Genomic DNA, 24,353 nt, shown 5'->3' with positions numbered 1-24,353 from the left:
GCTTTTGTAGTATAATAGAGATACGTTTCGAAAGTAGGAGGTATCTATGGACTTAACTAAGCGCTTTAATAAACAGTTAGATAAGATTCAAGTTTCGTTGATTCGTCAGTTTGACCAGGCTATTTCGGAGATTCCTGGGGTCTTGCGTTTGACCTTGGGGGAACCTGATTTTACAACGCCAGATCATGTCAAGGAGGCGGCTAAGCGGGCGATTGACCAGAACCAATCCTACTATACAGGGATGAGTGGTCTGCTGACTCTACGTCAGGCGGCTAGTGATTTTGTTAAGGAAAAGTACCAACTGGACTATGCTCCTGAAAATGAAATCTTGGTTACAATTGGGGCAACAGAGGCTTTATCTGCTACTTTGACGGCTATTTTGGAAGAGGGCGACAAGGTGCTCTTACCAGCCCCTGCCTATCCAGGCTATGAACCGATTGTCAATCTAGTTGGGGCAGAGATTGTCGAGATTGATACGACTGAAAATGGTTTTGTCTTGACTCCTGAGATGTTGGAAAAGGCCATTTTGGAGCAAGGAGACAAGCTCAAAGCAGTTATTCTCAACTATCCAGCCAACCCGACAGGAATTACCTATAGTCGGGAGCAGTTGGAAGCCTTGGCAGCTGTTTTACGCAAGTATGAGATTTTCGTTGTTTGTGATGAGGTTTACTCAGAATTGACCTACACAGGTGAAGCCCATGTGTCTCTAGGAACTATGTTGAGAGATCAGGCTATTATTATCAATGGTTTGTCGAAATCGCATGCTATGACAGGTTGGCGTTTGGGTCTGATTTTCGCTCCTGCGGCCTTCACAGCCCAGTTAATCAAGAGTCACCAGTACTTGGTGACTGCCGCAAATACCATGGCTCAACATGCTGCGGTAGAAGCCTTGACGGCTGGTAAAAACGATGCGGAGTCGATGAAGAAGGAATACATCCAGCGTCGGGACTATATTATCGAAAAGATGACTGCTCTTGGTTTTGAGATTACCAAACCAGACGGTGCCTTTTATATCTTTGCTAAGATTCCAGCGGGCTACAGTCAAGACTCCTTTGCCTTTCTCAAGGATTTTGCACAGAAGAAGGCCGTTGCCTTTATCCCTGGTGCCGCCTTTGGACGTTACGGGGAAGGCTATGTTCGCCTATCTTATGCAGCTAGTATGGAGACTATCAAAGAAGCCATGAAACGACTTGAGGAGTACATGAGAGAAGCATGATTCAGTCTATCACGAGTCAAGGCTTGGTGCTCTACAATCGCAATTTTCGGGAGGATGACAAGCTCGTTAAGATTTTTACAGAGCAAGCTGGTAAGCGGATGTTTTTTGTCAAACACGCTGGTCAGTCTAAGCTGGCTCCGGTTATTCAGCCCTTAGTGCTGGCACGATTTCTCTTGCGAATTAATGATGATGGGCTTAGTTACATCGAGGACTATCATGAGGTGATGACCTTTCCAAAGATTAATAGCGACCTCTTTGTCATGGCCTATGCGACCTATGTGGCAGCTCTTGCAGATGCTAGTCTGCAGGACAATCAGCAGGATGCTCCCTTGTTTGCTTTTTTGCAAAAGACTTTGGAGTTGATGGAAGCAGGCTTGGATTATCAGGTTTTGACTAATATTTTTGAAATTCAAATCTTGACCAGATTTGGAATCAGCCTCAATTTTAATGAGTGTGTCTTTTGTCATCGGATCGGTCAGGCTTTTGACTTTTCTTTCAAATATGGAGCCTGCCTCTGCCCAGAGCATTATCATGAGGATGAGAGACGTTGCCATCTCAATCCCAATATCCCTTATTTGCTCAATCAGTTTCAAGCCATTGATTTTGAGACTTTGGAGACCATTTCGCTTAAGCCTGAAATCAAGCAAGAGCTACGCCAATTTATGGATCAACTATACGAAGAGTACGTTGGGATTCACCTAAAATCAAAGAAATTTATTGATTCCCTATCCGACTGGGGACAATTACTAAAAGAGGAAAATAAATGAAAAAAATCGCAGTAGATGCCATGGGGGGCGATTACGCACCTCAAGCCATCGTTGAGGGTGTCAATCAAGCCCTAGCTGACTTTTCAGATATCGAGGTTCAACTCTACGGAGATGAAGCTAAAATCAAGCAATATCTGAAAGCCACAGAGCGCGTCAGCATTATCCATACGGATGAGAAGATTGATTCAGACGATGAACCTACGAGAGCTATTCGGAAGAAGAAAAATGCCAGTATGGTCTTGGCGGCCAAGGCTGTCAAAGAGGGTGAAGCAGATGCTGTTCTTTCCGCAGGAAATACAGGTGCTTTACTAGCAGCAGGATTTTTCATCGTGGGTCGTATCAAGAATATCGACCGACCAGGGCTTATGTCAACCTTGCCGACTATTGATGGGAAAGGTTTTGACATGCTAGACCTCGGTGCTAATGCGGAAAATACAGCCCAGCACCTCCATCAATACGCGGTTCTAGGATCCTTCTATGCTAAAAATGTTCGTGGAATTGCGCAACCACGTGTTGGCTTGCTCAATAACGGAACAGAGAGTAGTAAGGGCGACCCGCTTCGTAAGGAAACCTATGAATTACTGGTGGCTGATGAAAGTTTAAACTTTATCGGAAACGTGGAAGCGCGTGATTTGATGAATGGCGTTGCAGATGTTGTTGTGGCAGATGGTTTCACGGGAAACGCTGTGCTCAAATCCATTGAAGGGACAGCTATGGGAATCATGGGCTTGCTCAAGAACTCCATCACTGGTGGTGGTCTCCGAGCGAAACTAGGCGCCCTCCTTCTCAAGGACAGCCTCAGAGGTTTGAAAAAACAGCTCAACTACTCAGATGTTGGTGGAGCAGTCTTGTTTGGTGTCAAGGCACCGGTTGTCAAGACTCATGGCTCAAGCGATGCCAAGGCTGTTTATAGTACGATTCGCCAGATTCGTACCATGTTAGAAACAGACGTAGTTGTCAAGACTGCGCGTGAATTTTCAGGAGAATAAAAGAGATGACAGAAAAAGAAATTTTTGACCGTATTGTGACCATTATCCAAGAGCGACAGGGAGAAGACTTTGTCGTGACAGAATCCTTGAGTCTGAAAGACGACTTGGATGCTGACTCAGTTGATTTGATGGAGTTTATCTTGACACTGGAAGATGAATTTAATATCGAAATCAGCGATGAGGAAATTGACCAACTCCAAAGTGTAGGGGATGTGGTAGAAGTCGTCAAACGTAAAGAATAGCAAGAAGCAAGATAAGAGGAGTTGCATGTTGCTAAGAATGTATATAAATATCCTATTTGACAATTATCTACATTTTAATCTTTATAAATATATATTTTAGGCAGGGCGCTTGTTCTGCCTATTTTTTTGCCAAGAAAGTGCAGTTGAGGTATTTATTTGGAGTTTTACATATATTTTTGATAAAATAGTTATAGAAATTAGGAAAGTTGAAGAAAAGAAATGAAGAAGGTTGTAGGATATTTTTTAGTATTTGTTTTTCTATTTTTGATGAATATTTTCATCTTTAAGATACTAGCAACTCTGGGATTTCAGCTGACAATGAGTGAAAAGAGTTATATTGTACCACCGCTATTTTCGATTATCGTTTTGTATATGATTGACAAAAAAGTTAGGAAGAAAAAGAAATAAATATATATTTTAAGTAGGACGTTTGTTCTGCCTATTTTTTATCCAAAAAGTGCATTTGGGAGGTAGATAGGCGCATTTGGGAAGGAAGTCCAGTTTTTGTTTGGGGATTGGGGTAAGATAGGTATTATCAGATGAGTTTATACTCTTCGAAAATCAAATTCAAACCACGTCAACGTCGCCTTGCCGTAGGTATGATTACTGACTTCGTCAGTTCTATCTGCAACCTCAAAACAGTGTTTTGAGCTGACTTCGTCAGTTCTATCTGCAACCTCAAAACAGTGTTTTGAGCAGCCTGCGGCTAGCTTCCTAGTTTGCTCTTTGATTTTCATTGAGTATTAGGAAAAAGGAGATGAATATGAAATTTGGGAAACGTCACTATCGTCCGCAGGTGGATCAGATGGACTGCGGTGTAGCTTCATTAGCCATGGTTTTTGGCTACTATGGTAGTTATTATTCTTTGGCTCACTTGCGAGAATTGGCCAAGACAACCATGGATGGGACAACGGCTTTGGGCTTGGTCAAGGTGGCAGAGGAAATTGGTTTTGAGACGCGAGCAATTAAGGCGGATATGACGCTCTTTGACTTGCCAGATTTGACTTTTCCTTTTGTTGCCCATGTGCTTAAGGAAGGGAAATTGCTCCACTACTATGTGGTGACTGGGCAGGATAAGGATAGCATTCATATTGCCGATCCGGATCCTGGGGTGAAATTGACCAAACTGTCACGTGAGCGTTTTGCGGAAGAATGGACAGGAGTGACTCTTTTTATGGCACCTAGTCCAGACTACAAGCCTCATAAGGATCAAAAGAATGGTCTGCTCTCTTTTATCCCTATATTAGTGAAGCAGCGTGGCTTGATTGCTAATATCGTTTTGGCAACACTCTTGGTAACCTTGATTAACATTGTGGGTTCTTATTATCTGCAGTCTATCATTGATACCTATGTGCCAGATCAGATGCGTTCGACGCTTGGGATTATTTCTATTGGGCTGGTTATCGTCTATATTCTCCAGCAAATCTTGTCTTACGCTCAGGAGTATCTCTTACTTGTTTTGGGGCAACGCTTGTCTATTGATGTGATTTTGTCCTATATCAAGCATGTTTTTCACCTGCCTATGTCCTTTTTTGCGACACGTCGTACAGGGGAAATCGTGTCTCGTTTCACGGATGCTAACAGTATCATTGATGCGCTGGCTTCGACCATTCTTTCGATTTTCCTAGATGTATCAACGGTTGTCATTATTTCCCTTGTTTTATTTTCACAAAATACCAATCTCTTTTTCATGACTTTATTGGCGCTCCCTATCTACACAGTGATTATCTTTGCCTTTATGAAGCCGTTTGAAAAGATGAATCGGGATACCATGGAAGCCAATGCGGTTCTGTCTTCTTCTATCATTGAGGACATCAATGGTATTGAAACTATCAAGTCCTTGACCAGTGAAAGTCAGCGTTACCAAAAGATTGACAAGGAATTTGTGGATTATCTGAAAAAATCCTTTACCTATAGTCGAGCAGAGAGTCAGCAAAAGGCTCTGAAAAAGGTTGCCCATCTCTTGCTCAATGTCGGCATTCTCTGGATGGGGGCTGTTCTGGTCATGGATGGCAAGATGAGTTTGGGGCAGTTGATTACCTATAATACCTTGCTGGTTTACTTTACTAATCCTTTGGAAAATATCATCAACCTGCAAACTAAGCTTCAGACAGCGCAGGTTGCCAATAACCGTCTGAATGAGGTTTATCTGGTAGCTTCGGAGTTTGAGGAGAAGAAAACGGTTGAGGATCTGAGCTTGATGAAGGGAGAGATGACTTTCAAGCAGGTTTCCTACAAGTATGGCTATGGTCGAGATGTCTTGTCGGATATCAATTTGACCATTCCCCAAGGCTCTAAGGTGGCTTTTGTGGGGATTTCGGGGTCAGGTAAGACGACTTTGGCCAAGATGATGGTTAATTTTTACGACCCAAGTCAGGGAGAGATTAGTCTGGGTGGTGTCAATCTTAATCAGATTGACAAAAAGGCCCTGCGCCAGTATATTAACTATCTGCCTCAACAGCCCTATGTCTTTAACGGGACGATTTTGGACAATCTTCTCCTTGGAGCCAAGGAGGGGACGACACAGGAAGATATCTTACGGGCGGTCGAATTGGCAGAGATGCGGGAGGACATTGAGCGCATGCCACTGAATTACCAGACAGAATTGACTTCAGATGGGGCAGGAATCTCAGGTGGTCAACGTCAGAGAATAGCTCTGGCGCGTGCTCTCTTGACAGATGCACCGGTCTTGATTTTGGACGAGGCGACCAGCAGTTTGGATATTTTGACAGAGAAGCGAATTGTCGATAATCTCATGGCTTTGGACAAGACCTTGATTTTCATCGCCCACCGCTTGACCATTGCTGAGCGGACAGAGAAGGTGGTTGTTTTGGATCAGGGCAAGATTGTTGAAGAAGGAAAGCATGCTGATTTGCTTGCACAGGGTGGATTTTACGCCCATTTGGTCAATAGCTAGAAAGAGGAGAGGATGAAACCAGAATTTTTAGAAAGTGCGGAGTTTTATAATCGTCGTTACCATAATTTTTCTAGTCGGGTGATTGTCCCCATGTCGCTTTTGCTCGTGTTTTTGCTTGGCTTTGCAACATTTGCAGAGAAGGAGATGAGTTTGTCTACTAGAGCTACTGTCGAGCCTAGTCGTATCCTGGCAAATATCCAGTCAACTAGCAACAATCGCATTCTTGTTAATCATTTGGAAGAAAATAAGCTGGTAAAAAAGGGAGAACTGTTGGTTCAATATCAGGAAGGGGCAGAGGGTGTCCAAGCGGAGGCCTATGCTAGTCAGTTGGACATGCTCAAGGATCAAAAAAAGCAATTGGAGTATTTGCAAAAGAGCCTGCAAGAAGGGACGGATTACTTTCCAGAGGAGGATAAGTTTGGCTACCAAGCCACCTTTCGCGACTACATCAGTCAAGCAGGCAGTCTTAGGGCTAGTACATCGCAACAAAATGAGACCATCGCGTCCCAGAATGCAGCAGCTAGCCAAACCCAAGCCGAAATCGGCAACCTCATCAGCCAAACAGAGGCTAAAATTCGCGATTACCAGACAGCTAAGTCAGCTATTGAAACAGGTGCTTCCTTGGCCAATCAGAATCTAGCCTATTCTCTCTACCAGTCCTACAAGTCTCAGGGCGAGGAAAATCCGCAATCTAAGGCTCAGGCTGTTGCTCAGGTAGAAGCACAGCTCTCTCAGTTAGAATCCAGTCTTGCTACTTACCGTATTCAGTATGCAGGTTCAGGTACCCAGCAAGCCTATGCGTCAGGCTTAAGCAGTCAATTGGAGTCTCTCAAATCCCAACACTTGGCAAAGGTTGGTCAAGAATTGACCCTTCTAGACCAGAAAATCTTGGAGGCAGAGTCAGGTAGGAAGGTACAGGGAAATCTTTTAGACAAGGGGAAAATTACGGCGAGTGAGGATGGGGTGCTTCATCTTAATTCTGAGACCAGTGATTCTACCATGGTAGCAGAGGGGACTCTACTAGCCCAACTCTATCCTTCCTTGGAAAAAGAAGGGAAAGCTAAACTAACAGCTTATCTTAGTTCAAAGGATGTAGCAAGGATCAAGGTCGGTGATTCTGTTCGCTATACGACGACTCATGATGCCAAGAATCAACTTTTCCTAGATTCTACTATTACAAGTATTGATGCGATAGCTACTAAGACTGAAAAAGGGAATTTCTTTAAAATCGAGGCGGAGACTAATCTAACTTCTGAGCAGGCTGAAAAACTTCGGTACGGGGTGGAAGGTCGCCTACAGATGATTACGGGCAAGAAAAGTTACCTGCGCTATTATTTGGATCAATTTTTGAACAAAGAGTAATGTTCGTGTTTTTAGAGTTAAATGATTTTAAAACTGTGAGAAAGATGCTTCTTGCAGTTTTTTCTTTACGTTTTTTGAGATTATTGTTCTATTTATTCGGTTAAATTCTTGTAATTTTAGGTTTTTTATGGTAGAATGTGCTCAAGTAATACGAAAGGCGAACTTTAAAATGTCAAAACAATTGATCTATTCGGGAAAAGCTAAAGATATCTATACAACTGAGGATGAAAATCTTATTATTTCAACTTACAAGGACCAGGCGACTGCTTTCAATGGTGTTAAGAAGGAGCAGATTGCGGGCAAGGGAGTGTTGAATAATCAGATTTCATCTTTTATTTTTGAGAAATTAAATGCGGCTGGTGTGGAGACTCACTTTGTGGAGAAAATTTCAGACACGGAACAACTCAATAAAAAGGTGGAAATCATTCCTTTGGAAGTCGTGCTACGCAACTACACGGCTGGTTCCTTTTCAAAACGTTTTGGCGTAGACGAAGGAATCGCCTTGGAGACTCCGATTGTTGAATTTTACTACAAAAATGATGATTTGGATGATCCATTCATCAATGATGAGCATGTGAAATTCCTACAGATTGCGGATGACCAGCAGATTGCCTACTTGAAGGAAGAAACCCGTCGTATCAATGAACTTTTGAAAGTCTGGTTTGCTGAGATTGGGCTTAAGTTGATTGACTTTAAGCTAGAGTTCGGTTTTGACAAGGATGGCAAGATTATCTTAGCAGATGAATTTTCACCGGATAACTGTCGCTTGTGGGATGCGGATGGCAACCACATGGATAAGGATGTTTTCCGTAGGGGACTAGGTGAGTTAACCGATGTTTATGAAGTTGTTTGGGAGAAGCTGCAAGATTTGAAATAATCTGTTTGCAACGGAAAACCTTCGTCTCTCAACTAAAAGGACTCAGGCTGAAAAGGTCCCCCAGACCTTTTCACTCCGTAGGGGATTAGGAGAGCTAACAGACGTTTACGAGATTGTCTGGGAAAAGTTGCAGGAATTGAAATAACAACCTCAAGGCTGTTTGGGAACATTGTAAGAGCTGAAATAAAGGAATAAGAATTGATGGATAAACGTATTTTTGTTGAAAAAAAGGCTGATTTTCAGGTCAAATCAGAGAGTTTGGTTAGAGAACTCCAGCATAACTTGGGACTTTCAAGCTTGAAAAGTATTCGTATTGTGCAAGTGTATGATGTCTTTAACTTGGCTAAGGACCTGTTTGCGCCTGCAGAGAAACACATCTTCTCTGAGCAGGTGACAGACCACGTCTTGGACGAAGCGACTGTGCAGGCGGATCTTGCTAACTATGCTTTCTTTGCTATTGAAAGCCTGCCAGGGCAGTTTGACCAGCGTGCGGCTTCTTCACAGGAAGCCTTGCTTTTACTAGGAAGTTCGAGTGATGTAACGGTTAATACAGCCCAACTTTACTTGGTGAATAAAGATATTGATGCGACTGAGTTGGAAGCGGTCAAGAACTACTTGCTCAATCCAGTTGATTCTCGTTTCAAGGACATCACGACAGGGATTGCCAAGCAGGAATTTTCAGAGTCAGACAAGACCATTCCTAAATTGACTTTCTTTGAAAGCTATACAGCAGAAGATTTTGCCCGCTACAAAGCCGAGCAAGGGATGGCAATGGAAGTGGATGATTTGCTCTTTATCCAAGACTACTTTAAGTCAATCGGGCGCGTGCCAACTGAGACTGAACTCAAGGTTTTGGACACTTACTGGTCTGACCACTGCCGTCACACCACTTTCGAGACTGAATTGAAACACATCGACTTTTCAGCTTCTAAATTCCAAAAACAATTGCAGTCAACCTATGAAAAATATATTGCCATGCGTGATGAGTTGGGGCGTTCTGAAAAACCACAAACCTTGATGGATATGGCGACTATTTTCGGTCGTTATGAGCGTGCTAATGGACGTTTGGACGATATGGAAGTGTCTGATGAAATAAACGCCTGCTCAGTAGAAATCGAAGTGGACGTTGATGGTATCAAGGAACCTTGGCTCCTCATGTTTAAAAATGAAACTCACAACCACCCAACTGAGATTGAACCATTTGGTGGGGCTGCTACCTGTATCGGTGGAGCCATTCGTGATCCATTGTCAGGTCGCTCATATGTCTACCAAGCCATGCGTATCTCGGGTGCTGGAGATATTACCACACCGATTTCAGAAACTCGTGCTGGTAAACTGCCACAACAGGTTATTTCTAAAACAGCGGCTCATGGTTATTCTTCATATGGTAACCAGATTGGGCTTGCAACGACCTACGTTCGTGAGTATTTCCACCCAGGCTTTGTGGCTAAACGCATGGAGCTAGGTGCTGTTGTCGGAGCGGCTCCTAAGGGCAATGTGGTCCGTGAAAAACCGGAAGCGGGAGATGTGATTATTCTCCTTGGAGGTAAGACAGGACGTGATGGTGTTGGTGGTGCGACAGGTTCTTCTAAGGTTCAAACAGTTGAATCTGTGGAGACTGCTGGTGCTGAGGTTCAAAAAGGGAATGCTATAGAAGAACGCAAGATTCAACGCCTTTTCCGTAATGGCAATGTCACTCGTCTTATCAAGAAATCTAACGACTTTGGTGCTGGTGGTGTCTGTGTAGCCATCGGTGAATTGGCAGACGGTCTTGAAATTGACCTCAACAAGGTGCCTCTTAAATACCAGGGCTTAAATGGTACCGAAATTGCCATCTCTGAATCACAAGAACGGATGGCGGTTGTGGTGCGTCCTGAGGATGTAGATGCCTTCGTTGCTGAATGTAACAAAGAAAATATTGATGCTGTTGTGGTTGCGACAGTGACTGAAAAACCAAATCTTGTCATGCACTGGAATGGTGAGACAATTGTGGACTTGGAACGTCGCTTCCTTGATACCAATGGTGTACGTGTGGTTGTCGATGCTAAGGTCGTTGACAAGGATGTCAAGCTTCCAGAAGAACGTACTACAAGCGTAGAAACACTGGAAGCAGATACCCTTACGGTTCTATCAGACCTCAACCACGCTAGTCAAAAAGGCTTGCAAACCATCTTTGATTGCTCTGTCGGACGTTCGACTGTCAACCACCCACTTGGTGGTCGCTACCAACTCACACCGACTGAGGCTTCTGTGCAGAAATTGCCTGTACAACACGGTGTGACTCATACTGCCTCAGTCATGGCTCAAGGTTTCAACCCATATGTAGCTGAATGGTCTCCATACCACGGTGCTGCTTATGCGGTTATCGAAGCAACTGCTCGTTTGGTGGCTGCTGGCGCAAACTGGTCTAAGGCTCGTTTCTCTTACCAAGAGTATTTCGAGCGCATGGATAAACAAGCTGAGCGTTTTGGTCAGCCAGTAGCAGCTCTTCTAGGCTCTATCGAAGCACAAATCCAACTTGGTTTGCCATCTATCGGTGGTAAGGACTCCATGTCTGGTACTTTTGAAGAATTGACCGTTCCGCCAACCTTGGTTGCCTTTGGGGTGACGACGGCAGATAGCCGTAATGTGCTTTCTCCTGAGTTCAAGGTTGCTGGTGAAAATATCTACTACATCCCAGGTCAAGCCCTCTCTACAGAGATTGATTTTGACTTGATTAAGTCTAATTTTGCTCAGTTTAAAGACATCCAAGCTGGTCACAAAGTGACATCTGCTTCAGCTGTCAAATATGGTGGTGTGGTTGAAAGTTTGGCTCTTGCTACTTTTGGGAATCATATTGGTGCAGAGGTAACCTTGCCTGAACTTGGAAGTTCTTTGACAGCTCAGCTAGGCGGATTTGTCTTCACATCTCCTGAAGAAATCGCTGGAGTAGAGAAGATTGGTCAAACGAAAGCCAACTTTACACTTCTTGTCAACGGTGTGAAGTTAGATGGACACAAACTTGACAATGCCTTCCAAGGAAAACTGGAAGAAGTTTACCCAACAGAGTTTGCCCAAGCCAAAGAACTGGCTGAAGTACCAGCTGTGGCATCAGATGTTGTGATTAATGCCAAAGAAAAGGTTGAAAAACCTGTGGTTTATATCCCAGTCTTTCCAGGAACCAACTCAGAATATGACTCAGCTAAGGCATTTGAAAAAGAAGGTGCAGAGATCAACTTGGTACCATTTGTAACCTTGAATGAAGAAGCTATTGTCAAGTCAGTTGAAACCATGGTTGACAATATCGGCAAGGCTAACATTCTCTTCTTTGCAGGTGGATTCTCAGCTGCGGACGAACCAGATGGATCAGCCAAGTTTATCGTCAACATTCTGCTCAATGAAAAAGTGCGTGCAGCGATTGATGGCTTTATCGCTCGTGGTGGCTTGATTATCGGTATCTGTAATGGATTCCAGGCTTTGGTCAAATCAGGTCTTCTTCCATACGGAAACTTTGAAGATGCCAGCAGTACGAGCCCAACCCTCTTCTATAATGATGCCAACCAACACGTGGCTAAGATGGTGGAAACCCGGATTGCCAATACCAACTCGCCATGGTTGACTGGGGTGCAAGTGGGCGATATCCACGCTATTCCTGTTTCGCACGGTGAAGGGAAGTTTGTCGTGACGGCTGAGGAATTCGCTGAACTCCGTGACAATGGACAAATCTTCAGCCAATATGTTGACTTTGATGGAAAACCAAGTATGGATTCTAAGTTCAATCCGAATGGTTCTGTCCATGCCATCGAAGGAATTACTAGCAAGAATGGTCAAATCATCGGTAAAATGGGACACTCAGAACGTTATGAAGACGGTCTCTTCCAAAACATCCCAGGAAATAAAGACCAGCACCTCTTTGCATCAGCTGTTAAATATTTTACTGGGAAATAAGACTTGCAGATTTTCTAATAGATAGTATCAGTAATGTAAAAGTCATGTAGATTTAGCTCTTGGTGCTACACAAATAAAAATTAGGTATAAAAAATGACATACGAAGTAAAATCTCTTAATGAAGAATGCGGTGTTTTCGGTATCTGGGGACATCCAGATGCTGCGAAATTGACCTATTTTGGTCTCCATAGTCTTCAGCACCGTGGTCAGGAGGGGGCAGGAATCCTCTCCAATGACAAAGGGAAACTAAAGCGGCATCGCGATATGGGTCTTCTATCAGAAGTCTTCAGAAATCCTGCTAACTTAGATAAATTGACAGGAACTGGTGCGATTGGGCATGTGCGTTACGCGACTGCTGGCGAAGCTTCTGTAGATAACATTCAGCCCTTCCTCTTCCGTTTTCACGATATGCAGTTTGGCTTGGCTCATAATGGGAATCTGACCAATGCAGCCTCTCTCAAGAAAGAACTGGAACAAAGAGGAGCGATTTTCAGCGCGACTTCGGACTCGGAAATCTTGGCTCACCTCATTCGTCGGAGTCACAATCCGAACTTGATGGGCAAAATCAAGGAAGCGCTCAGCCTTGTCAAAGGTGGTTTTGCCTATATCTTGCTGTTTGAGGACAAGTTGATTGCTGCCCTTGACCCCAATGGTTTCCGTCCGCTTTCTATCGGGAAAATGGCCAACGGAGCGGTGGTTGTTTCCTCTGAAACCTGTGCTTTTGAGGTTATTGGTGCAGAGTGGATTCGTGATTTGAAGCCAGGTGAGATTGTGATCATTGATGACAAGGGAATCCAGTATGATAGCTATACAGATGATACTCAGCTAGCAATCTGTTCTATGGAGTATATCTATTTTGCCCGCCCTGATTCTAATATTCATGGTGTCAATGTCCATACGGCTCGTAAACGTATGGGTGCCCAATTGGCGCGTGAATTCAAGCATGAGGCAGATATTGTGGTAGGTGTGCCCAATTCTTCCCTCAGCGCGGCTATGGGATTTGCGGAAGAATCCGGACTACCAAATGAAATGGGCCTCATCAAGAACCAATACACGCAACGGACCTTTATTCAACCGACTCAAGAATTGCGGGAGCAAGGGGTGCGGATGAAATTGTCTGCAGTTTCTGGTGTTGTCAAAGGCAAGCGTGTTGTTATGATTGATGACTCTATTGTACGTGGAACAACCTCTCGTCGTATCGTTCAGCTCTTGAAAGAAGCGGGTGCAACTGAGGTTCACGTTGCTATTGGTAGTCCAGCGCTAGCTTATCCATGCTTCTACGGGATTGATATCCAGACCCGTCAGGAGCTGATTGCAGCCAATCATACGGTTGAAGAAACGCGTCAAATCATTGGTGCGGACAGTCTGACCTATCTTTCTATTGAAGGTTTGATTGATTCGATTGGTATTGAAACAGATGCGCCGAATGGTGGTCTTTGTGTCGCTTACTTTGACGGTGACTACCCGACACCTCTCTACGACTATGAGGAAGACTATCGTAGAAGTTTGGAAGAAAAGACCAGTTTTTACAAATAGACAATAGATCCTCCATTAAAGAAAAGGAAAAATAAAATGGCAAATAAAAATGCTTATGCTTCACGTCTCACTACTGACTAAAAGCTAAAGCATTTGTCAGTAGACGCTTTGTCCTATAGGATCAAAGCTAGAGCCCTGACTAGTATTTTTAGATAAAATAATTGTTTATCTAAAAATACGTCGCAGTCTTTCCCAAAAAAAGAAAAGGAAAAATAAAATGGCAAATAAAAATGCGTACGCTCAATCTGGTGTGGATGTTGAAGCGGGTTATGAAGTTGTTGAACGGATTAAAAAGCACGTGGCTCGTACGGAGCGTGCAGGTGTCATGGGAGCTCTGGGTGGCTTTGGTGGTATGTTTGACCTTTCAAAGACTGGGGTTAAAGAACCTGTCTTGATTTCAGGAACTGATGGTGTCGGAACCAAGCTCATGCTGGCTATCAAGTACGACAAGCACGATACCATCGGTCAGGACTGTGTGGCCATGTGTGTCAACGATATCATTGCTGCAGGTGCGGAGCCCCTCTATTTCCTTGACTACGTAGCGACAGGGAAGAATGAACCAGCTAAGCTAGAACAAGTGGTTGCTGGTGTGGCAGAAGGTTGTGTGCAGGCAGGAGCTGCCCTCATCGGTGGAGAAACTGCTGAAATGCCTGGTATGTATGGCGCAGATGACTACGATCTGGCTGGTTTTGCAGTTGGTGTGGCTGAAAAATCTCAAATCATAGACGGTTCAAAAGTAGCTGAAGGTGATGTGATTCTTGGACTTGCTTCAAGTGGTATTCACTCAAATGGTTACTCACTCGTTCGTCGTGTCTTTGCGGACTATACAGGTGAGGAAGTCTTACCAGAATTGGAGGGCAAGAAACTCAAAGAAGTTCTTCTTGAGCCGACTCGTATCTATGTCAAGGCTGTCTTGCCGCTCATCAAAGAAGAGTTGGTCAACGGTATTGCCCACATCACAGGTGGCGGCTTCATCGAAAATGTCCCTCGCATGTTTGCAGCTGACTTGGCTGCTGAGATTGAAGAAGACAAGGTTCCAGTTTTACCAATTTTCAAAGCCCTTGAAAAATACGGCCAAATCAAGCATGAAGAAATGTTTGAAATCTTCAATATGGGTGTGGGACTCATGTTGGCAGTTAGCCCTGAAAATGTAAGTCGTGTCAAGGAATTGTTGGATGAACCAGTCTATGAAATTGGTCGCATCGTCAAGAAAGAAAACGAAAGTGTCATCATCAAATGAAAAAAATAGCGGTTTTTGCCTCTGGTAATGGCTCAAATTTTCAGGTGATTGCCGAACAGTTTTCAGTGGAGTTTGTCTTTTCAGACCATCGTGACGCCTATGTGCTCGAACGTGCAGACAAGCTCGGCGTTCTGTCCTATGCTTTTGAACTCAAGGAGTTTGACAACAAGGCAGACTACGAAGCAGCCCTTGTCGAACTCTTGGAAGAGCACCAGATTGACTGGGTTTGTCTAGCAGGCTACATGAAAATTGTTGGGCCTACTTTACTGGCAGCTTATGAAGGCAGGATTATCAACATTCATCCAGCCTACTTGCCAGAATTTCCAGGAGCTCATGGGATTGAGGATGCTTGGAATGCTGACGTGGATCAGTCTGGTGTGACCATTCACTGGGTAGATTCTGGTGTGGACACTGGTAAGATCATCAAACAAGTCCGTGTACCGCGACTAGCTGATGATACCATTGACAGTTTTGAAGAACGGATTCATGAAGCAGAGTACAAGTTGTATCCGGAAGTTATTAGAGAATTGTTGGACAAGTAAATGAAAAAATGGTTGGAAACACTTGCCTTGATTACCTTGGTAATCATTCTACGTTTACTAGTAAATTTTTTGTTCCCAGAGATTCCCTATTGGGGGAGATTTTTACTGACAGTAATTTTGGGAGTCTTGGTAATCGTCTCCCTACACTTTATGAATCGAAAAATTCGTAGGTAGAGAGTTTGAAAATGAAAGGAAAAAACATGACTAAACGCGCCTTAATCAGCGTCTCAGACAAAGCGGGCATTGTTGAATTTGCCCAAGAACTTAAAAAACTTGGTTGGGAGATTATCTCGACTGGTGGAACTAAGGTTGCCCTTGATACTGCTGGTGTGGACATCATTGCTATCGATGATGTGACTGGTTTTCCAGAGATGATGGACGGTCGTGTCAAGACCCTCCATCCAAATATCCACGGTGGGCTCCTTGCTCGGCGCGACTTGGATAGCCACCTAGAAGCGGCTAAAGATAATAAGATTGAATTGATTGACCTTGTGGTGGTCAATCTCTATCCCTTTAAAGAAACGATTCTCAAACCAGACGTGACTTATGCTGATGCGGTGGAGAACATCGATATCGGTGGGCCATCTATGCTTCGCTCGGCAGCGAAGAATCATGCCAGCGTAACAGTTGTTGTAGACCCTGTTGACTATGATGTGGTGCTTAACGAGTTGTCAGCCAACGGCGAAACGACTTACGAAACCCGCCAACGTTTGGCAGCCAAGGTTTTCCGTCATACAGCGGCTTATGACGCCTTGATTGCAGAGTATTTCACAGCTCAAGTGGGGGAAAGCAAACCTGAAAAGCTCACTTTGACCTATGACCTCAAACAAGCTATGCGTTACGGTGAGAACCCTCAACAAGACGCGGATTTCTACCAAAAAGCTTTGCCAACAGACTACTCGATTGCTTCAGCGAAACAGCTCAACGGGAAAGAATTGTCATTCAACAATATCCGCGATGCTGACGCTGCCATTCGTATTATCCGTGATTTCAAAGACCGTCCAACTGTTGTGGCTCTCAAACACATGAACACATGTGGAATCGGTCAGGCTGATGACATCGAGACTGCTTGGGACTACGCTTATGAGTCTGACCCAGTTTCTATCTTTGGTGGGATTGTCGTTCTTAACCGTGAGGTAGATGCTGCGACAGCTGAGAAGATGCATGGTGTATTCCTTGAAATTATCATTGCACCAAGCTATACGGATGAAGCGCTAGCCATTTTGACCAACAAAAAGAAAAACTTGCGTATCCTTGCCTTGCCATTTGATGCTCAAGAGGCTAGTGAAGTGGAAGTAGAATACACAGGCGTGGTTGGTGGACTTCTGGTACAAAACCAAGACGTGGTCAAGGAAAGCCCAGCTGACTGGCAAGTGGTGACCAAACGCCAACCAACGGAGACAGAGGCTACTGCCCTTGAGTTCGCTTGGAAAGCCATCAAGTATGTGAAATCAAACGGAATCATCATAACCAACGATCATATGACGCTTGGCGTTGGCCCAGGGCAAACTAACCGTGTAGCTTCTGTTCGCATCGCCATTGACCAAGCCAAAGACCGCCTTGACGGCGCTGTGCTTGCTTCCGATGCCTTCTTCCCATTTGCAGATAACGTGGAAGAAATCGCTAAAGCAGGTATCAAGGCTATCATCCAGCCAGGTGGATCGGTCCGTGACCAAGAGTCCATCGAAGCTGCGGATAAATATGGCTTGACCATGGTCTTTACAGGCGTGAGACATTTTAGACATTAAAAAATGAGGATTATACAAGAATCTGGTATCTTTATATAATTAGGTAAATCAATAGAATGGAGAAGTTAAGATGTCATTAAATATAGGGATGTCGTTATCTGGGCCAACCATTGGAATTAGTCCAGATTTTGGAGAATTAATAAATGCTATCAATAAAAGAAGATATATCAGAAAAAGCAGAATTGAAAATATACATTTTCCTTTGGTTGGTCAAAGTACTATGTCATGGAAACTTAGAGGTGATTACAAGCATGGTTTTTATGCCTTCTCTTCGATAGCATTCGAAGGAGAATTTGGATCAAATCCAGATGTATTTATGATTTTTTCAAAGAATGACAGTCTGATAGAATTTAATAGTAAAGAGCATTCGTTAAATGATGATGATTTAACAGTGGTTAAACTAAAACAAAATATTTTTAAAAACAACAAGTATAAATATGGGATTGAAAAGGAGCTTAATTATTATTCTAACAGTGAATCAGAGTATGATATTCGCCCTTTCATTATTGTTGTATTTGGCGAAGTTTCGTTAGGATTTGCTACTGTCACATTGATAAATAAAAGTTCAAGTACAGCAAATTCAAATGGATTTATTGAGGGAATAATGCCAGGGACGGGAGTAACCCCTTTTCAACCACAGGCAAGAAAACTAGTATGGCCAACTGGCAAAGATCTATTACGTACATTAAAGGAACCTCAAACTGGTCGTTCTTTTAGGTTAGATAAAAAACAGGTTGATAATATTTTAAATTTGAAAAGGTATTTTGTTAATTTATTGGAACCGAACATTACTAAAGTGTTGAAAGAGGAATATATAACGGAGTGAGACATTTTAGACATTAAGAAAAAGAGGGAAGAAAACAGTTTCTTTCCTTTTTTTGCTTTAAAAGTGAAACGAAACAAGATTAAAACGAACGATTATGGTATAATATTAGTAAATAATTCGCAAAAGAGGTTGAAGAATGAAACTGCTTGTTGTCGGTTCGGGTGGTCGTGAACATGCGATTGCTAAGAAGTTGCTTGAGTCAAAAGAGGTAGAAAAGGTTTTTGTTGCTCCTGGGAATGACGGGATGACTCTGGATGGTTTGGAATTGGTAAATATCTCCATTTCCGAACATTCTAAATTGATTGAGTTTGTACAAGCCAATGATATTGCTTGGTCATTTATCGGGCCAGATGACGCCCTTGCGGCTGGTATCGTGGATGATTTCCATGCAGCTGGTCTCAAAGCCTTTGGTCCGACAAGATTGGCAGCTGAGCTGGAGTGGTCCAAGGATTTTGCTAAGGAAATCATGGTCAAATACGACGTTCCGACAGCAACCTATGGTACATTTTCAGATTTCGAGGAGGCCAAGGCCTACATCGAAAAGCAGGGAGCGCCTATCGTCGTCAAAGCGGACGGATTGGCGCTCGGGAAAGGCGTCGTCGTTGCTGAGACGGTTGATCAAGCGGTCGAAGCCGCTCATGAGATACTCTTGGACAATAAATTCGGTGACTCAGGTGCGCGTGTGGTTATCGAGGAATTTCTTGATGGGGAGGAGTTCTCTCTCTTTGCCTTTGTCAATGGCAATAAGTTCTACATCATGCCGACAGCTCAGGACCACAAACGTGCATACGATGGCGACAAGGGTCCTAACACGGGTGGTATGGGTGCCTATGCGCCAGTTCCACACTTGCCACAGAGTGTGGTTGATACAGCGGTTGACACGATTGTCAAGCCAGTCCTCGAAGGGATGATTAAAGAAGGTCGCCCTTATCTGGGAGTTCTTTACGCAGGGCTTATCTTGACAGCTGATGGACCTAAGGTCATCGAGTTTAATGCTCGCTTCGGAGATCCTGAAACGCAAATCATCTTGCCTCGTTTAACATCTGACTTTGCACAAAATATTACGGATATCCTCGATGGCAAGGAGCCAAACATCATCTGGACGGACAAGGGTGTGACTCTGGGTGTGGTTGTCGCATCCAACGGTTATCCGTTAGACTATGAAAAAGGTGTCAAGTTGCCAGCCAAGACAGAAGGCGACATTATCACCTATTATGCAGGGGCTAAGTTTGCGGAAAATAGCAGAGCACTGCTTTCAAACGGCGGACGTGTCTATATGCTCGTCACCACAGCAGAAACTGTCAAAGAAACTCAAGATACCATCTACAGCGAACTTAACAAACAAAACACAGAAGGCCTCTTTTACCGAACAGATATCGGAAGTAAGGCGATAAAAGATTAACAGATACTAAATTTGTCAATGGCGAGCGAAAGCGAGCTAATATAGAACAATCTCCGCCGTTGTGAAAGAACGATTGGATGACAATCCAATCGTTCAGGGAAATTAGAAGACCTTGGGCTTCCAATTTAGGCATGAGATACCTTTGGTGGCTGCTACCGTCCCTCACAACCTAATGTGATTGTTGAAAAACAGGAAAAAGGAGAAGAAATGAAACCCGTAATTTCCATTATCATGGGCTCAAAATCTGACTGGGCAACCATGCAAAAAGCTGCCGAAGTCCTAGACCGTTTCGGTGTAGCCTACGAAAAGAAGGTTGTCTCTGCCCACCGTACTCCAGATCTCATGTTTAGACATGCGGAGGAAGCACGTAGTCGCGGTATCAAGGTCATCATCGCAGGTGCTGGAGGCGCAGCCCATTTGCCAGGAATGGTAGCAGCAAAAACAACTCTTCCTGTCATCGGGGTGCCTGTCAAATCACGTGCTCTTAGTGGCGTGGACTCGCTCTACTCTATCGTACAGATGCCAGGTGGAGTACCAGTCGCAACCATGGCTATTGGTGAAGCAGGTGCTACCAATGCAGCTCTCTTTGCCCTCCGTCTCCTATCAGTAGAGGATCAGGCTATTGCGACAGCTTTGGCAGATTTCGCAGAAGAACAAGGAAAAATTGCAGAGGAGTCTACCAATGAACTCATCTAAAACAATCGGAATTATCGGTGGCGGTCAGCTGGGTCAGATGATGGCTATTTCTGCTATCTACATGGGCCACAAGGTTATCGCGCTGGATCCTGCTGCGGATTGTCCAGCTTCTCGCGTGGCGGAAATCATCGTGGCTCCTTATAATGATGTGGACGCCCTCCGTCAGTTGGCTGAGCGTTGTAATGTCCTCACCTATGAATTTGAGAATGTCGATGCTGATGGGCTGGATGCTGTCATCAAGGATGGGCAACTCCCTCAAGGGACAGACCTACTCCGCATTTCGCAAAATCGCATCTTTGAAAAGGACTTTCTCGCAAACAAGGCTCAAGTCACTGTGGCACCCTACAAGGTCGTGACTTCTAGCCAAGACTTGGCAGATATCGACCTGTCGAAAAACTATGTCCTCAAGACTGCAACTGGTGGCTATGATGGGCATGGGCAAAAGGTCATTCGCTCAGCAGAAGATTTAGCAGAAGCCTATGTGCTGGCTGATTCAGCAGACTGTGTTTTGGAAGAATTTGTCAATTTTGACCTTGAGATTTCTGTCATCGTGTCAGGAAATGGCAAGGATGTGACAGTTTTCCCAGTTCAGGAAAATATTCACCGCAACAATATCCTGTCTAAGACCATCGTGCCAGCTCGCATTTCTGATAGTCTAGCTGAGAAAGCCAAAACAATGGCAGTGCGAATCGCAGAACAACTCAACTTGTCTGGAACTCTCTGTGTGGAAATGTTTGCGACTGCTGATGACATCATTGTCAATGAAATTGCGCCACGTCCACACAACTCTGGGCATTATTCAATTGAAGCCTGCGACTTCTCACAATTTGACACCCATATCTTGGGTGTTCTCGGAGCACCATTACCAGCAATTAAACTGCATGCCCCAGCCGTTATGCTCAATGTTCTCGGCCAACACGTCGAGGCCGCTGAAAAATATGTCACAGAAAATCCAAGCGCCCACCTCCATATGTATGGTAAAATAGAAGCGAAGCACAATCGTAAGATGGGGCATGTGACTTTGTTTAGTGATGTACCGGATGAGGTAGAGGAGTTTGGGAAAGGGATTGATTTTAATGTTTACAAGTATAAAATGTATTGATAATTACGGAACATTTGAATCTATAAGAGATATTCAATTAAAAAAAAACACAATAATATTTGCGCCAAATGGTTCTGGGAAAACAACATTTTCATTGATTTTTCAGTCTTTGATGGAAAACAATGTGGACATAATATATAAGAAAAAAAGATTTGGTTCTAATGGTAGAACGCTTATCAAACTTGCGACTGATTTAAAAACAACCAAAGGGGAAACGGAATATATTGCTTTTTCAGATCATAAATGGCATTATAATTTTGATTTATTGAACAATCCAACCATAGTATTTAATAATTTCTATTCTGAAAAAAACAATTATTGTTTTAGATTTACAGAAAATGAAATGAAAAGCATTTTTGGAAATCATAATAATTTAATGAAGATTTTATCACGTTATATTAAAATAAATTCTGATATATACTCAATTAAAAGGAGAGGGCTTGAAAAATTAAAAAGATTAGATAAGTTACAAAAATTAAAAGAAGAATTATCAAAAATTGAACGTGAAAATGGGCCATTATTTCATTCTTTTGAAAACTTTGTTGAAAAATTTAAGAATAAGGTCAATGAATATCTTGGAAATTATATGATGGGCCTCTATATAAATGAGACTAAATTAGTCTACTTTAGAGAAGTTAGCGGACAAAAAGCATTTTCAATAATATTTAGTCTTAATATTAATGATTATCAGGGAACTTTGGACACTAGAAGTTTGACTTCTTTTGACTATATTTTAAGTGAGGGAAATAAAAATGCAATAGCAGTATGTTCTTTTTTAGCAAAACTTGATTTGGTTCCAATTAGCAATAATTTAAATGTAGTGGTGGATGACCCTTTTACAAGTTTTGACATAACTAGGAAAGATGTCACTATACAACTTTTAACATCTGCTAGTCAGAAGGTCTCACAATTTATTCTATTGACGCATGATTCTCTATTTGGGGAAGAGATATATGAACGTTTAGTTAAATTAGGAAAAAAAGAGGAGACTACTACTATTGAATTGTATAATACAGGCAATAATGTTGTCATAAGAGAAGTGGATTTCTATACAGTTAATTTATCGCCTTTTGTGAAGAATTTGGAGATATTGAATGATTATGTTATGAATGGTTCAAGAGATGAGTATCATGATAGGTTGGTTTATTCGACGCTAAGAGTAACTCTTGAAGGAATATTTAGAATAAAATATTATAAATATAACTCTAAGGAAGTGTGGCTAAATAGTTATATAAAATTTATCGAAGCTTCAGAAGAAAATGGTAAGTACAGAGAAATGTTTAGGTTGAAGCCGCTATTAACCGATTTAAAATTAGTAATGAATTATTCTAATAGCCCACACCATGATAATAGTTACCGTGGAACGAATAATGTAATTTATTCAGAAAGATTGATGGAAATGACAAAAAAACTTTAGAGCTAGTTTACAAAATTTAACAGTATTTTTGAATTTTACATTATTAACTAGCGCCAAGAGTATTATTAATATGAATAAATAGAAAGGAAATGGGCATCTAGTATGCAGAACTGAACCTGGGCGGAAAGCTCGGAATTTAGATAAACCTCCTAGGACGCAAGCGTCCGTTGTTGGTTTCCTAAAATGCAGTCACTTTCTGGTTGTCCTTGGTATCTTAAATTATGATTGACCGTTACTCTCGCCCTGAAATGGCGAACATTTGGACTGAAGAAAATAAATACCGTGCATGGCTTGAGGTGGAAATCTTGGCTGACGAGGCATGGGCTGAGTTGGGGGAAATCCCTAAGGAAGATGTGGCTTTGATTCGCGAGAAAGCGGACTTTGACATCGACCGTATTTTGGAGATTGAGCAGGAGACGCGCCACGATGTGGTTGCCTTCACACGTGCGGTTTCTGAGACGCTTGGCGAAGAGCGTAAGTGGGTTCACTATGGCTTGACTTCTACCGACGTGGTGGATACGGCCTACGGTTACCTCTACAAGCAGGCCAACGACATCATCCGTCGTGACCTTGAAAACTTCACCAACATCATCGCTGACAAAGCGAAAGAACACAAGTTCACCATCATGATGGGGCGTACCCACGGTGTGCATGCTGAGCCTACAACCTTTGGTCTTAAATTGGCGACTTGGTACAGCGAAATGAAGCGCAATATCGAGCGTTTCGAGCATGCGGCTGCTGGTGTAGAAGCTGGTAAGATTTCTGGTGCGGTTGGGAACTTTGCCAACATCCCACCATTCGTAGAGCAATATGTCTGCGACAAGCTTGGTATCCGTGCTCAAGAAATCTCTACACAGGTGCTTCCTCGTGACCTCCACGCTGAGTATTTTGCAGTTCTTGCTAGCATTGCGACTTCCATCGAACGCATGGCGACCGAGATTCGTGGTTTGCAAAAATCTGAACAACGCGAAGTGGAAGAGTTTTTTGCCAAGGGACAAAAAGGGTCTTCAGCAATGCCTCACAAACGCAACCCTATCGGTTCTGAAAACATGACTGGTCTTGCGCGTGTTATCCGTGGTCACATGATTACGGCTTATGAAAACGTGGCTCTCTGGCATGAGCGTGACATCTCTCACTCATCAGCTGAGCGTATCATCACACCAGATACGACCATCTTGATCGACTATATGCTTAACCGTTTCGGAAATATTGTCAAGAATTTGACAGTCTTCCCAGAAAATATGATCCGCAACATGAACTCAACCTTTGGTCTTATCTTTAGCCAACGTGCCATGTTGACCTTGATTGAAAAAGGGATGACCCGTGAGCAAGCCTATGACTTGGTGCAACCAAAAACAGCCTACTCTTGGGACAACCAAGTAGATTTTAAACCACTTCTTGAAGCAGATTCAGAAGTAACCTCACGTCTGACTCAAGAAGAAATCGATGAAATCTTCAACCCTCTTTATTACACTAAACGAGTGGATGATATCTTTGAACGTCTTGGACTGGGTGATTAATTAAAAAATAAACAGCGAGCTTCAATC

General features: G+C 43.2%; 20 protein-coding genes and 1 pseudogene. All 21 read left to right on the top strand.

What is annotated here, in order from left to right; translation table 11 throughout:
* Positions 1-46: 46 nt before the first annotated feature.
* The 21 genes and pseudogenes from HMPREF2701_RS02840 (at position 47) to purB (ending at position 24,326) form a co-directional block, all read left to right on the top strand.
* Positions 47-1,216 carry a pyridoxal phosphate-dependent aminotransferase gene (locus HMPREF2701_RS02840; protein ID WP_004269960.1) on the top strand — a complete coding sequence of 390 codons (1,170 nt, stop codon included), beginning with the start codon at positions 47-49 and terminating at the stop codon, positions 1,214-1,216.
* Positions 1,213-1,983, top strand: a complete 771-nt coding sequence (recO, locus tag HMPREF2701_RS02835) for a DNA repair protein RecO (RefSeq protein ID WP_049487896.1) — start codon at positions 1,213-1,215, stop codon at positions 1,981-1,983. Before HMPREF2701_RS02840 ends, recO begins: the two co-directional genes overlap by 4 nt.
* Positions 1,980-2,972 carry a phosphate acyltransferase PlsX gene (gene plsX / locus HMPREF2701_RS02830; RefSeq protein WP_061590449.1) on the top strand — a complete coding sequence of 331 codons (993 nt, stop codon included), beginning with the start codon at positions 1,980-1,982 and terminating at the stop codon, positions 2,970-2,972. Before recO ends, plsX begins: the two co-directional genes overlap by 4 nt.
* A gap of 5 nt (positions 2,973-2,977) precedes the next feature.
* On the top strand, positions 2,978-3,214 hold the full coding sequence (locus HMPREF2701_RS02825) for an acyl carrier protein (RefSeq protein ID WP_004269958.1): 237 nt from the start codon (positions 2,978-2,980) through the stop codon (positions 3,212-3,214).
* 219 nt (positions 3,215-3,433) lie between these two features.
* Positions 3,434-3,622, top strand: coding sequence for a hypothetical protein (locus tag HMPREF2701_RS11435; protein ID WP_061590448.1), 189 nt, complete (start codon positions 3,434-3,436; stop codon positions 3,620-3,622).
* A gap of 355 nt (positions 3,623-3,977) precedes the next feature.
* On the top strand, positions 3,978-6,131 hold the full coding sequence (gene comA, locus HMPREF2701_RS02810) for a peptide cleavage/export ABC transporter ComA (RefSeq protein ID WP_070482047.1): 2,154 nt from the start codon (positions 3,978-3,980) through the stop codon (positions 6,129-6,131).
* 12 nt (positions 6,132-6,143) lie between these two features.
* Positions 6,144-7,493 (top strand): competence pheromone export protein ComB, encoded by a 1,350-nt coding sequence (comB, locus tag HMPREF2701_RS02805; protein WP_070482046.1) that lies wholly within the window; start codon positions 6,144-6,146, stop codon positions 7,491-7,493.
* Positions 7,494-7,662: 169 nt separating this feature from the next.
* A complete protein-coding gene (gene purC / locus HMPREF2701_RS02800; RefSeq protein WP_049486701.1) occupies positions 7,663-8,370 on the top strand; it encodes a phosphoribosylaminoimidazolesuccinocarboxamide synthase in 708 nt (235 codons plus the stop codon).
* A 1-nt stretch (position 8,371) separates the two neighbouring features.
* Positions 8,372-8,515 carry a phosphoribosylaminoimidazolesuccinocarboxamide synthase gene (locus tag HMPREF2701_RS11610; RefSeq protein WP_079211609.1) on the top strand — a complete coding sequence of 48 codons (144 nt, stop codon included), beginning with the start codon at positions 8,372-8,374 and terminating at the stop codon, positions 8,513-8,515.
* 56 nt (positions 8,516-8,571) lie between these two features.
* Positions 8,572-12,297, top strand: coding sequence for a phosphoribosylformylglycinamidine synthase (locus HMPREF2701_RS02795; RefSeq protein WP_070482045.1), 3,726 nt, complete (start codon positions 8,572-8,574; stop codon positions 12,295-12,297).
* A 93-nt stretch (positions 12,298-12,390) separates the two neighbouring features.
* On the top strand, positions 12,391-13,833 hold the full coding sequence (purF, locus tag HMPREF2701_RS02790; protein ID WP_061590444.1) for an amidophosphoribosyltransferase: 1,443 nt from the start codon (positions 12,391-12,393) through the stop codon (positions 13,831-13,833).
* Positions 13,834-14,050: 217 nt separating this feature from the next.
* Positions 14,051-15,073: a phosphoribosylformylglycinamidine cyclo-ligase gene (gene purM, locus HMPREF2701_RS02785; RefSeq protein ID WP_070482044.1), complete on the top strand. Its 1,023-nt coding sequence runs from the start codon at positions 14,051-14,053 to the stop codon at positions 15,071-15,073.
* Positions 15,070-15,615, top strand: a complete 546-nt coding sequence (gene purN / locus HMPREF2701_RS02780) for a phosphoribosylglycinamide formyltransferase (protein ID WP_045606531.1) — start codon at positions 15,070-15,072, stop codon at positions 15,613-15,615. The genes purM and purN overlap by 4 nt, the downstream gene beginning before the upstream one ends.
* Before the next feature lie 200 nt (positions 15,616-15,815).
* Positions 15,816-17,363 (top strand): bifunctional phosphoribosylaminoimidazolecarboxamide formyltransferase/IMP cyclohydrolase, encoded by a 1,548-nt coding sequence (gene purH, locus HMPREF2701_RS02775; RefSeq protein WP_070482052.1) that lies wholly within the window; start codon positions 15,816-15,818, stop codon positions 17,361-17,363.
* 70 nt (positions 17,364-17,433) lie between these two features.
* Positions 17,434-18,189 (top strand): hypothetical protein, encoded by a 756-nt coding sequence (locus HMPREF2701_RS02770; protein ID WP_049486709.1) that lies wholly within the window; start codon positions 17,434-17,436, stop codon positions 18,187-18,189.
* Positions 18,190-18,325: 136 nt separating this feature from the next.
* Positions 18,326-19,591, top strand: coding sequence for a phosphoribosylamine--glycine ligase (purD, locus tag HMPREF2701_RS02765; protein WP_049486710.1), 1,266 nt, complete (start codon positions 18,326-18,328; stop codon positions 19,589-19,591).
* Between the two features lie 61 nt (positions 19,592-19,652).
* Positions 19,653-19,769: pseudogene (locus tag HMPREF2701_RS11425) on the top strand (phosphoribosylaminoimidazole carboxylase).
* Between the two features lie 29 nt (positions 19,770-19,798).
* Positions 19,799-20,287: a 5-(carboxyamino)imidazole ribonucleotide mutase gene (gene purE, locus HMPREF2701_RS02760; protein WP_049486711.1), complete on the top strand. Its 489-nt coding sequence runs from the start codon at positions 19,799-19,801 to the stop codon at positions 20,285-20,287.
* Positions 20,274-21,389 (top strand): 5-(carboxyamino)imidazole ribonucleotide synthase, encoded by a 1,116-nt coding sequence (gene purK / locus HMPREF2701_RS02755; protein ID WP_061590441.1) that lies wholly within the window; start codon positions 20,274-20,276, stop codon positions 21,387-21,389. Before purE ends, purK begins: the two co-directional genes overlap by 14 nt.
* Positions 21,343-22,806 carry an ATP-binding protein gene (locus tag HMPREF2701_RS02750; RefSeq protein WP_148130508.1) on the top strand — a complete coding sequence of 488 codons (1,464 nt, stop codon included), beginning with the start codon at positions 21,343-21,345 and terminating at the stop codon, positions 22,804-22,806. The genes purK and HMPREF2701_RS02750 overlap by 47 nt, the downstream gene beginning before the upstream one ends.
* 221 nt (positions 22,807-23,027) lie before the next feature.
* Positions 23,028-24,326, top strand: coding sequence for an adenylosuccinate lyase (gene purB / locus HMPREF2701_RS02745; protein ID WP_061590439.1), 1,299 nt, complete (start codon positions 23,028-23,030; stop codon positions 24,324-24,326).
* Positions 24,327-24,353: the final 27 nt, after the last annotated feature.

Origin of the sequence: Streptococcus sp. HMSC077D04 (assembly GCF_001808785.1) — a bacterium.
GTDB lineage: Bacteria > Bacillota > Bacilli > Lactobacillales > Streptococcaceae > Streptococcus > Streptococcus mitis_BX.
This window is presented reverse-complemented; position numbering and strand designations above follow the sequence as displayed.